Origin of the sequence: Algorimicrobium echini (assembly GCF_900115185.1) — a bacterium.
GTDB classification, from domain to species: Bacteria; Bacteroidota; Bacteroidia; order Flavobacteriales; family Flavobacteriaceae; genus Algorimicrobium; species Algorimicrobium echini.
In genome coordinates, this window is sequence record NZ_FOVN01000002.1 from 483,233 (window position 1) to 495,003 (window position 11,771).

Consider the following 11,771-nt stretch of genomic DNA (forward strand, 5'->3'; position numbering starts at 1 on the left):
TAATAAAGAAAAACTATATATAACAAGCTATTCGCTTTAAATTAATTGAAGCGTAAAAACTCAAACGTTTTCGTTAATAACTATTTGAATTTTGGAAGTTTTATTAACTAAAAATGGCTAATTGAGTGGTGATTTAATTCTTCTCGTCTTCATTTTTGAAGCCAATAAATCCAGGGATATTTTTATCGTTTTCTTCGGCTTGCTCCGCTTCTTTTGCTTTTTCTTCTTCGTATTCCTGTTTACCTTTAAATATAATTTGTATTAGCTCACTAAATGTATCAAAATCTACATTCCAAGCAATACCAACCCCTTGTGTGTAGCCAATTTCTTCACCAAAATTCCGAATACTATTTTCGCGATTAAATACTTTTGCGGTTAATGTTCCTTCGTCATTTAAAAGAAAATCTATTTGAACATCGCCAGCAATAACGGTTTCACTAACACCTCCTACTGGTACACCAACCTTACCATTAATTAGTATACGATCGCTGATATTGGTTTGAAGCGTGACACCTAACCGATCATCCGTTTGATAATCTGGTGTGTTTTCGCCAGCTTCAAAGTTTAAACCAATATTAACTTTATTATCACTTGTTGAAAAGAAGCCGTTAATAATACCGTTTAATCGTTCTGTAATAGTTCCTGTTATATTAATATCATTTAAACGGTTGGAAAATGCACCTGTAGCTAATAAGTATAATGCTTGATTATCTCTGTCTTCTTTAGAGTCCAATCGGTAATTTAATTCTGATTTCACTGTAGAACTCACATTCGGAAATTCAAACTCGAACTCGATATCAGGCTTTTCTAAAGGGCCACTTAAATTCGTTAAAACGTGAACTGGAATACTCCTATTTATAGGATTATCTAACAATGGTGACGGATTTGCTTGGGTTTTATATATAGCGCTAATTTCCATCTGCGCAGAAAAGGGATCGCCTTCCCACGCTAATGTTCCTCCTGGTTCTACTATAAATTTCTTTTGAACAATACCACCATACATAAAGTTATATACACCATCGAAAACGGAGAAATCACCATAAATATTAAATTTACCATTAGTATTAATATCTATAAGTAATCCTCCAACACCACTTCCTTTAATGGTACTTCCCGAAACCTTATCAATTACAATTTCTATTTCTGCATCCTGGGTTATATCCAGTTCAAAATCCAATTCTAAACCTGAAATATTTTGCGAATTCACTTCTTGACCTAATGATTTGGCTAGTTTTTCTTCTGGAGTTAAAAAGTGAATAAATGAGTTATCACCAAATGTAGCAGAATCTGTTAACGGAATTACAAAGGTAGTCCCTGGTTTGGTTTCGCCTATGACACTAATAACCAAATCACTTGTTGGTCCTTTAATACTTGCCATACCACCTATAAAACCAGTTCCGTAATAGGGTGCTTCTTCAGTTTCTTCTTGTGTGTCTAACACTAATAATCGTGGTGTATTAATATCCAGATCCAAACTCCAATCGCCAAAATTTACATGATTTATAGAGCCATCCAAAACTCCTTTGGAATTGTATTTCGTATCCGTTAAACGGATGTTATTAAATACAAAACTTTGATTATCTAATGTGACTGATGATTTATTAGCAAATTCAAAATCAACATTCAAATACGGAACTGTTAATCCCGAATTATTCAGTACCAAATCGCCATTTAATTGAGGTTTGTTAAGGCTTCCTTCTAGTTTAGCAACACCTGTAACATCTCCTCGAATATTGGATAAAATTCCCGATAAAAAGGGGTTTAGAGGCGAGAGATTGAAATTATTAAAATTTAAATCGACGTCAATTGTTGATACATTTGATGCGACATCTATAATTCCAATAGCTGAAAAGGATTCGTTGGCATCATCTTTAATTTTAGCATAAACCGAATAATTTGTAAGCGATTCATTACCGCGTATTTGAGCGTCAAAAGATCCCAGTACAAGTTTGTTAATCTCTAAATCATCTACCGTTATATTAGCATCTGGTAAATACAAACCGTTTTGTTGAAAGACATCCAGTTTCCCATTAACATTACCACGTAAATCCAAACTATCAATGGATGGTGTAATTTTGGCCAGATCCACATCTTTGAAATTTAGCTTGATATCTTTATATGTTGAATCGCGCAATTCGCCAAATAGCTTTATCTGTTCGCTATTATGACTCATTAGAAAAGAGTCTATTTTAACATTTTTGAATTTATTATCGAAAACTAGTCTATTATTCCGATTTCTATTCTCATTTAAAACCCAAGTATTCCCTTTAAAGGTAAGGTCTGACTTGCTAAAACCAACAACCGATTTATTCTCCTTATTTATGGTGTGGTAAAAACTTAAATTATATGCGTCATTATTATTTTTACCCCCTTTAAATTCTGATCGGATAAACAGGGTATCTTTTAAGGTTACATTAATCAGATTAAATTTAGAAATATTATAGTAATTAGTGTTTATACTATCAACTTCAACATAAGTATTAAATAGCGGGTTTTTATTATCAACTTGAAGCGAAATTTGATCAGCAAAATAATCAAACAGTTTTATTTTAGGTGATTTAAAGGTTAGTTTAAATTCATCCTCTTGACTCTCTACATGTCCTCGAATATAAGTGTTACTACCCAGTTCAATATCTGGGACAAACACTTCAACTATTTTATTATAGATATTAAAATTAAAATCAATATACTGATTTTCTAAAACCTTATGTGGTTTAAAATTAGCATAAATACTTCCTACTGCATTCTCGAAAAGCTTATCAATGTCTTCAAACAGGAAAACACCAGATAACTGCCCAGTAATAATATCTGGAGAATTAACATTAATATACCTTACCTCATCTTGAAAGGATGACGATATTTGAAAATCTTCAAAGAAATAGGAATCGTGTTCATTAATATAGGACGTGTTATTAAATTGAATACTGCCAATAGCATTATTTACAGACGTGCCAGTTGCTTTCATAATGACAGTCCCCTTAAATGTAGATAGGCTATCATTTTTAACAAAATTCATAGCCTTTAGGTTAGCATAGCTAACATCGGCAATAAAATCAAATTCATTAATATCTTTAGAAAAATCGGCTAAACCATTAAATTTTAATTTTAAGTTATCATCATTAGATACTAGTTTCCCGTCGTAAATATTATTACCGAGTACACCAGAAACTTCTAAATTATTATATTCATAACCATTATAAGCAACCGAATATACATCTCCTAGAAGCTTGGTGTCTAAACCTTCTAGGCTAAATCCCTTACCATTTACTTTAAGATTTAATGACGTTTCTCCCCATTTGGTGTTTTCTAAAAACTCTCCAATATTAAAATCCTTAAACACAATTTGACCCGTGTAAGTGGCATTGTCAACATCGTTAAAGGTTTTCATTTCTAAATCGGAATCAATAAATCCGAGATCTGTTTGAATTTGCAGTTTCGCTTTAATAGTGCTAGTGGTAATTTCAGATTGGCCAACAATAGTAAAACGTCCTAATCGGTCAAATGCGGAAGGAATGGCATTACCTAAAACATTTGGTAATAATGCTTTTAAATCTTTATAATTTGATGACAGGTTACTAAAATCACCATTCATGTAGAAATTGTTTTCTTCCTTATTAAAAAGATTTTTAAAATGAATGTTACCATAAATTCTGCTATTCGTACTCGTGTTTAGCCGCAAATTATTGAGTTGCATGTCATTTAATGTTCCTGTAACCTGAGTGGTAAAATTTGCATGTTGGTTAATACCAAACTCATCGTAAAAGGTATTTAATTCATTTAAAGCTATATCAGCTTCGGTAAAATTGGCATTCACTTGAACCTTATCGGTGAAAAATTGCAAATCCTCCCGATTGTAGGAGAATTTTACATCCCCTTTTAAAATGGAGCTTTCCGTTTTAATATCTAAATTTTCTAATAATATTTGTTCTTTGGTGTATGAAAAATTAGTGACTAAATTTTTCATTTTAAGACCACGACTATCATTAAAAGCTAATGTATTTATTCGGGTACTAACATTTGGTCCATTGATAAGTAAATTAGTAGCATTTGCAAAAACGCTTGTAAATTCTAAAATTTTAGGCGTTTCGTTATTTTCATTAATCATTCTGAACAGACCATCTCTTATCGTCACGTCACTAGAGGACAATAAAAAACTACTTTCTTTATCTTCTTGGTTATCTTCATCAAAACGCGCCACAAATACATCCAAATTGGTGTCAGTTTCACCTTTGTAAGTAACTAAATTAAAAATAACGCCTTCTAAATCAATATCTCCAAAAACCAATTTTCCATTATACAGATTTTTAAAACTTAATATGGACGTATTTAGTTCAGTAGCACTAATTAGAGTATCTTTTTTAAAATCGCGGATAAGTACACCTTTCAATTCTACATCGCCATTAACTTGTAGACCAATACGCTCGATATTTATATTTGTTTTAAAATCGGAATTTATTCTATTTGTTACGTGTTTGGCAATGCTTGTTTGAACAGCTGGAATGGATAATAATAGTATCAAAATAATAAATAATAGCAAAAAGGTTGCTACTAATCGACCGAGTATTTTGAAAAATTTTTTGATACGTTTATAAAGTTATAACTTTGACCTCAAAACTAACAATTATTATGCCCAATTATTAGAAATGGCAACAGAAAATATTTACATATTAGGAATTGAATCATCTTGTGATGATACAGCTGCTTCAGTGATGTTAAACGGTCAAATTTTAAGTAATGTTGTTGCTAATCAACAAATTCATGAAGAATATGGTGGTGTGGTTCCAGAATTAGCGTCTCGAGCCCATCAAAAAAATATAGTTCCTGTTGTAACACAAGCCTTAAAAAAAGCTGGAATTACTAAAAACGAACTTCATGCAATTGCCTTTACCAGAGGCCCTGGATTAATGGGTTCGTTATTAGTTGGTACATCATTTGCCAAGTCGTTAGCATTTGGTCTGGATATACCCCTTATTGATGTTAACCATATGCAGGCACATATTTTGGCTCATTTTATAGAAGAACCAGACTTTAAAAAACCGCCTTTCCCGTTTCTAGCTATGACAATCTCTGGTGGCCATACCCAAATTGTAAAGGTCTCTAGTTATTTTGATTTAGAAGTCATTGGTGAAACTATGGATGATGCCGTAGGTGAGGCTTTTGACAAAAGTGGAAAAATTCTTGGTTTAGGCTATCCTGCTGGTCCAGAAATTGACAAACGTGCCAAATTAGGGAACCCAAAAGCTTTTAAATTTACCAAACCTAAAGTAGATGGTTTAAACTTTAGCTTTTCAGGATTGAAAACAGGTATTCTATATTTTATACAAAAACAAACAAAAGCAAATCCTAATTTTATTGAAGAAAACCTAAACGATATTTGTGCATCAATTCAATATACCATTATAGGTATTTTAATGGACAAGCTTAAATTAGCTTCAAAAGAAACTGGTATTAGCCATATTGCTATAGGTGGAGGTGTTTCTGCAAATTCAGGTATTCGTCAAGCCTTAAAAAATGGCGAACAAAAATTTGGCTGGACAACCTATGTGCCTAAATTTGAATACACTACAGATAACGCAGCCATGATTGCTGTAGTTGGCTATTTAAAATACTTGGAAGGTAATTTTAGCTCACAAGATATTACTGCTTCTTCTAGATTGAAAATTTAAGTGCCATTGTTAAAACATCTGTTAATAATGTTTTAACAATTCGTTCAAGGAAGCCTTATTTTTTGTTTTTTTGTTTACTAAACAACCCAAATTATGAAAAATCTACTTATTCTTTTAATTGGCTTCTCTGCGTCCCTACACGCCCAAGAAGCCGTAACACCTAGTTTTGATGCCGTAACTAATACGGATGAAGCACAATTGTTTTTAGATTCCCATCCAAGTAAAAGCAATGCGTTTATTACCTTTAATGAAGAAAATCACCAAACAGAATTAGCACGAAATTTATTTAGTAGTGGTCACGCCACCACTGAAAATCAAATGGAAATAACACGTTATAAAGTAGTCGACCGTTTTACAACAACGCATTATCGTGCCAATTATATATTTCTAGATGGAAATAAAATAGATGCTGAAACAGCAGAAAGTTTGATTAAAACCATTTCCAAAAAATACAAAGAAGGAGTCCCTTTTAGCAAATTAGCAAAAGAATACTCTATGGATAGAAACGCTAATAGAAATGGCGATACAGGTTGGTTTGCTCCAGGAAAATTGAATCCAGATTTAGAAAAAGTAATTATGAATGTACCCTTAAGTGACCGAGACTTATTCTCGTTTGAACTCAAAGAAAAATCCTGGTATTATTTAGTTCTAAATTCATATGAGCCAAAAGACATTAAAGAAATTAAAGTCCTGAAAATAGTCGAAAAAAAATAACCATGCAGCTATTTTATAATCCACATATTTCTGAAACTACCGATAGCTTTACTTTTGACAAAGATGAAAGTCGTCATATTGTTAAAGTACTTCGGAAAAATATGGGAGATACCCTTCACATTACTAATGGCAAAGGTTGGTTATTTTCTGCCGAAATAACTCGGGATGCCATCAAGAAATGTGAAGCTAAAATAATAGCTAAAGAACTCCAAAAACCTTTAAACTATAATTTGCATTTAGCTGTAGCACCAACGAAAATGAACGATCGGTTTGAGTGGTTTTTAGAAAAAGCAACCGAAATTGGTATTACTACTATTACACCTATTATCTGCGATCATAGCGAACGTCACGTAATAAAGTATGATAGATATGAAAAAATAGTTCAATCGGCAATGAAGCAATCTCTTAATTGTTATATGCCAACTTTAAACGAGGCAATCCCTTTTTCTGAATTTATTAGGCAGCCTTTTACTGGGCAACTCTTTATTGCGCACTGTGAAGACCAAATTAAAAAACCGTTAAAACATGAAATTAAATCGGGCGCGCCAATAACCATTCTTATTGGACCTGAAGGCGATTTTAGTGTTAAAGAAATTGAAACGGCTATTAAAAATAAGTTTATTCCTGTAACTTTGGGAGAAACCAGATTACGAACAGAAACAGCAGCTATTGTTGCTTGTCACAGTGTGGCATTTGTAAATGAAACCCTATGAAGCAGCTTATAACCAGCCTCCTATTACTAATATCATGTAGTATTTTTGCTCAAGAAATAGCCGTTTTAAAATATAAAGGCGGTGGTGACTGGTATGGAAATCCAACAGCACTTCCAAATTTGATTCAATTTTGCAATACCAATATTAATACTAAAATTAACGAAAAACCTGAAACGGTAGAAGCTGGGAGTATTGATATTTTTCAGTATGCATTTATACACATGACGGGTCATGGCAATGTGTATTTTAGCGATGCCGATGCTGAAAACTTACGAAACTATTTATTGTCAGGTGGCTTTCTGCATATTGATGATAATTACGGAATGAAACCCTATGTTACAGAAGCTTTAAAAACCGTTTTTCCGAACACCGACATGATAGAACTACCCGCAAACCATCCCATTTTTAATACGGTGTATAATTTCCCAGAAGGCTTACCAAAAATACATGAGCATGATGGTAAACGTCCACAAGCGTTTGGGATATTTCAAGAAAACAGATTGGTGGTGCTTTTTACAGTAGAAAGCGATTTGGGCGATGGTTGGGAAGATGAAGTAATCCATAACGACCCACCAGAAGTTCGCGAAAAAGCTCTAAAAATGGGTGCTAATATTATTAAATACGCTTTTGAGCATTAATAAAATATGCAACTAACACATGACACTTCAAAATTTACACCTCGCAACTACCCTATAACGGTTATTTGTGACGGCATTACAAATGCCCCAAACATTGGTAGTTTATTCCGGACAGCAGATGCTTTTGGTATAGAGAAATTAATTCTCTGTGGTAACCATTTAGAACTCGGACGAAAATCAGCTAAAACGTCTCGAGCAACAGAAAAATATGTGTCATTTGAAATTAATAATAATAGTTTTGAAACGGTTTCCAATTACAAAGCCAAAGGTTATCAAATAATTGCTTTGGAAATTACTGAAAACAGTCAGCCTATAAATCAGTTACATTTTAAAACTAATCAGCCTATTGCTCTAGTCATTGGTGCCGAAAATTTTGGTGTTTCAGAAACAATTTTAACAATAGCAGATGCTGTTATTCACCTAGAAATGTATGGTAAAAATAGTAGCATGAATGTGGTTCAAGCTACTAGTATTTGCCTGTACGAATTTACCAAGCAACTTAATGACACCTAATTGCTAAACATTTCATTTTCAATCTGTATATTTGATGCATGAATTCTAAAGACATTTCAACCGGTATTTTGCGCGCTGTTGGCTATATGTTAGGTATAGCAATTCTTGTGTTTTTTATTTATAAAATACAATCCGTTATTGTTTACATTGCTATTTCTGCCGTTATTTCATTAACGGGAAGACCCATTGTTGCTTTTTTACGACGTCGGCTAAAGTTTAATAACCTTTTAGCCGTAGCTGTTACCATAATTCTGCTTTTAGGATTTATCATAGGACTCGTTGGACTGTTCATTCCATTAATTGTAGAGCAAGGGCATAATTTATCGTTGCTGGATATCGATAAATTACAAGGCAATATTAACAACATTTATAATGAAGCTGTTTCGCATTTTAATGTAAATAATTTTAATTCCGGCAAAACATTAGAAGATTCAGGATTATTAGGACAAATAGACTTTAGTGTCATCCCTGAATTTTTAAACTCCGTTGTTAGTGGATTAGGTAGTTTTAGCATTGGCTTGTTTTCGGTTTTATTTATTTCATTTTTCTTTTTAAAAGATAGTAAGTTATTTGAGAATAGTTTATTGACACTTGTTCCGGATAGAAATGTAAGTCGTGTTAAAAATTCAATCGAAAAAATAAAAGATTTACTCTCACGCTATTTTGTTGGGCTTGTTTTTCAAATATCCGTTATCTTTATAATTTACACCATAGGTTTACTAATTATAGGTGTAGAAAATGCGGTAGTAATAGCATTTTTATGTGCTTTAATTAATTTAGTGCCTTATTTAGGACCTGTAATTGGTGGTTGCATCATGATATTATTAACCATGACCAGTAATTTAGGAACCAGTTTTAGCGAGGTAATACTGCCTGAAACGGTTTATGTTTTAATTGTTATTGCTATCGGTCAATTGATTGATAATTTTATTAGTCAGCCAATTATTTTTTCTAGAAGTGTAAAATCTCACCCATTGGAAATTTTTCTTGTAATTATAATTGCAGGCCTACTCTTTGGCATTGTAGGCATGATCATTGCCATCCCAACTTATACCGCGTTAAAGGTAATTTTGAAAGAATTTTTATCCGAAAATAAAGTCGTTCAGAGTTTAACCAAGAATTTATAATCTAATTTGAATCTTGCTTTATTAAATACCGAAAATCAGGAATTTATTGATGCACAATTAGAGGCTGATAGTACCAAGTTATTATTTGGAAAAACGCCAAATCAATCTGTTTCTATCAAAGAATTGGTAGAACAAATTGAAGCAAAAAAACGCAGTAAAAATAAATTACCAACGTGGTTTAATACACCATTAATTTATTATCCCAACAAACTTAATATTGAGCAAACATCTTCCGAAGAAACTGCCCAATACAAAGCTTCTTTAATTTCTGGAAATCAGCTATTAGATATAACTGGCGGATTTGGAGTAGATTGTTATTATTTCGCTAAAAAATTTCAACACGTTGTTCATTGCGAAATAAATAAAAGTTTATCTGAACTTGTAGCTTATAATTTCAAGCAGTTAGAGGTTAATAATATTCAAACCATATCAGAAGATGGGATTGTTTATTTAAAAAATCAAACCTTTGATTGGATTTATATAGACCCTTCTCGTCGTCATGATAGTAAAGGCAAAGTTTTTTTCTTAAAAGATTGTTTACCCAATGTACCAAATCATTTAGAAAATTTATTCAAGCACACCAATAATATCTTATTAAAAACAGCTCCATTATTAGATATTTCAGCAGGTATTCAAGAATTACATGCCATTAAAGAGATTCATATTGTAGCTATAAATAATGAGGTTAAGGAGTTACTTTGGATACTTAAAAACGATTATAAAGGTCCTATAGCAATCAAAACTATAAACCTCAATAAAAGTCAGCAACAAACCTTCAATTTTAAAATAAACGAAGAAGCGCTTACACAAGCAACTTACAGCTTACCCAAACGTTACATTTATGAACCCAATGCTGCCATTTTAAAATCGGGTGCATTCAATACCATTTCTAGTCACTTAAAGTTAGATAAACTACATCAGCATACACATTTATACACCAGTAACCAGCTTGTAGCTTTTCCAGGCCGTACATTTGAAGTAATAACGATTATTCCGTACAATAAAAAAGCATTTAAAAAACTAGGTTTAAAAAAGGCTAATATTACAACTCGAAATTTCCCAGAATCCGTTGCTTCCATTCGGAAGAAATTAAAAATAACTGATGGTGGAGATACTTACATCTTTTTTGCAACAAATATGAAAGAAGAACGCATAGCATTAATTTGCAAAAAAGTAACACATTAAAACTCTAAACAAAACAGAAACGTATGTTAAAAGCAGTATTATTTGATATGGATGGTGTTATTGTAGACACAGAACCACTACACCATAAGGCTTATTATGGCATGTTTAACACATTAGATTTAGAGGTTACCGAGGAACACTATCAATCCTTTACCGGACAATCTACCATTAATGTATGCAGACAACTTTGTAATCATTTTAAATTAGAAAATGCTCCCGAAGAACTGGTACAGATTAAACGAAACATTTTCAAAGATTTATTTGTAACGGATAGTAGTTTACAACTTATTGATGGTGTTTTAGAATTAATAAAAGATTATCATAAAAACAACGTGACTTTAGTATTGGCTTCATCCGCATCCATGCAAACCATTGAGAGTGTCTTTAATCGGTTTGAACTAAATCAATATTTCAAAGCAAAATTAAGTGGAGCCGATTTAAAAGCGTCTAAACCACACCCTGAAATATTTTTAAAAGCTGCAGAAAGTTCTGGTTTTAGGAAAGAACAATGCCTGGTAATTGAAGATTCAACTAATGGTATCAAAGCGGCAAATGCAGCAGGTATTTTTTGTGTGGGTTATAAAAGTTTGCACTCCAAAAATCAGAATTATGAAACAGCTAATTTAATAATTGACAATTTTAAAAGTATTTCATACCACTATGCAAAAAATCTTTTATCAGTTCACTAATAGGTAGTTATTACACCAATTTTGAATCTGTAGATAAAAATTGTCATTTTTCACTGAAAAAGTTCTAAAAATAGTTGCGTTCTTTATAATGGATGGTTACATTTGCATCCGCATTAAAAGAACGTTCTTTTATATTTAATGGAGAGGTGCCAGAGTGGTAATGGAGCAGATTGCTAATCTGTCGACGCGTAAGTGTCGCCAGGGTTCGAGTCCCTGTCTCTCCGCATTATTTAGATAACCGTATTTTCGGGGTGTAGCGTAGCCCGGTTATCGCGCCGCGTTTGGGACGCGGAGGTCGCAGGTTCGAATCCTGCCACCCCGACTTTTTAACATTGAGGGCTCTTAGCTCAGCTGGATAGAGCACCTCCCTTCTAAGGAGGCGGTCGAAGGTTCGAATCCTTCAGGGCTCACAAAAAGCTTCACTATTTTTAGTGAGGCTTTTTTGTTTTTAAGAATTTTTATCGAAAAGCATGAAACACTGATAGAGCATTCTGCTAAACTTAAAACAAGATTTACTGAAATTTTT

The 11,771-nt window shown here is 32.8% G+C and carries 9 protein-coding genes and 3 tRNA genes; 11 read left to right on the forward strand and 1 reads right to left on the reverse strand.

Annotated elements, in window-relative coordinates; all coding sequences use genetic code 11:
* Positions 1–133 precede the first annotated feature (133 nt).
* Positions 134–4,519, reverse strand: a complete 4,386-nt coding sequence (locus tag BM239_RS08375) for a translocation/assembly module TamB domain-containing protein (RefSeq protein WP_245758212.1) — start codon at positions 4,517–4,519, stop codon at positions 134–136.
* Positions 4,520–4,643: 124 nt separating this feature from the next.
* Between BM239_RS08375 and tsaD the strand changes: the two genes are divergently transcribed.
* The 11 genes from tsaD to BM239_RS08430 all read left to right on the forward strand — a co-directional run bounded on the left by tsaD (position 4,644) and on the right by BM239_RS08430 (position 11,655).
* Complete coding sequence (tsaD, locus tag BM239_RS08380; RefSeq protein WP_092207410.1) at positions 4,644–5,666, forward strand: tRNA (adenosine(37)-N6)-threonylcarbamoyltransferase complex transferase subunit TsaD; 1,023 nt, start codon at positions 4,644–4,646, stop codon at positions 5,664–5,666.
* Positions 5,667–5,759: 93 nt separating this feature from the next.
* Positions 5,760–6,380 (forward strand): peptidylprolyl isomerase, encoded by a 621-nt coding sequence (locus tag BM239_RS08385; RefSeq protein ID WP_092207412.1) that lies wholly within the window; start codon positions 5,760–5,762, stop codon positions 6,378–6,380.
* Positions 6,381–6,382: 2 nt separating this feature from the next.
* Positions 6,383–7,093, forward strand: a complete 711-nt coding sequence (locus tag BM239_RS08390) for a 16S rRNA (uracil(1498)-N(3))-methyltransferase (RefSeq protein ID WP_092207414.1) — start codon at positions 6,383–6,385, stop codon at positions 7,091–7,093.
* Positions 7,090–7,731, forward strand: a complete 642-nt coding sequence (locus tag BM239_RS08395) for a DUF4159 domain-containing protein (protein WP_092207416.1) — start codon at positions 7,090–7,092, stop codon at positions 7,729–7,731. Before BM239_RS08390 ends, BM239_RS08395 begins: the two co-directional genes overlap by 4 nt.
* Positions 7,732–7,737: 6 nt before the next feature.
* Complete coding sequence (locus BM239_RS08400) at positions 7,738–8,244, forward strand: TrmH family RNA methyltransferase (protein ID WP_092207418.1); 507 nt, start codon at positions 7,738–7,740, stop codon at positions 8,242–8,244.
* A gap of 38 nt (positions 8,245–8,282) precedes the next feature.
* Positions 8,283–9,371 (forward strand): AI-2E family transporter, encoded by a 1,089-nt coding sequence (locus BM239_RS08405; RefSeq protein ID WP_092207420.1) that lies wholly within the window; start codon positions 8,283–8,285, stop codon positions 9,369–9,371.
* A gap of 6 nt (positions 9,372–9,377) precedes the next feature.
* Positions 9,378–10,556: a THUMP-like domain-containing protein gene (locus BM239_RS08410; protein ID WP_092207422.1), complete on the forward strand. Its 1,179-nt coding sequence runs from the start codon at positions 9,378–9,380 to the stop codon at positions 10,554–10,556.
* A 23-nt stretch (positions 10,557–10,579) separates the two neighbouring features.
* Entirely contained in the window at positions 10,580–11,245 is a 666-nt protein-coding gene (locus BM239_RS08415) for an HAD family hydrolase (RefSeq protein WP_092207424.1), read from the forward strand.
* Positions 11,246–11,385: 140 nt separating this feature from the next.
* A tRNA-Ser gene (locus BM239_RS08420) sits at positions 11,386–11,469 on the forward strand.
* Between the two features lie 23 nt (positions 11,470–11,492).
* Positions 11,493–11,567: transfer RNA gene (locus BM239_RS08425), tRNA-Pro, on the forward strand.
* Positions 11,568–11,581: 14 nt separating this feature from the next.
* A tRNA-Arg gene (locus tag BM239_RS08430) sits at positions 11,582–11,655 on the forward strand.
* Positions 11,656–11,771: the final 116 nt, after the last annotated feature.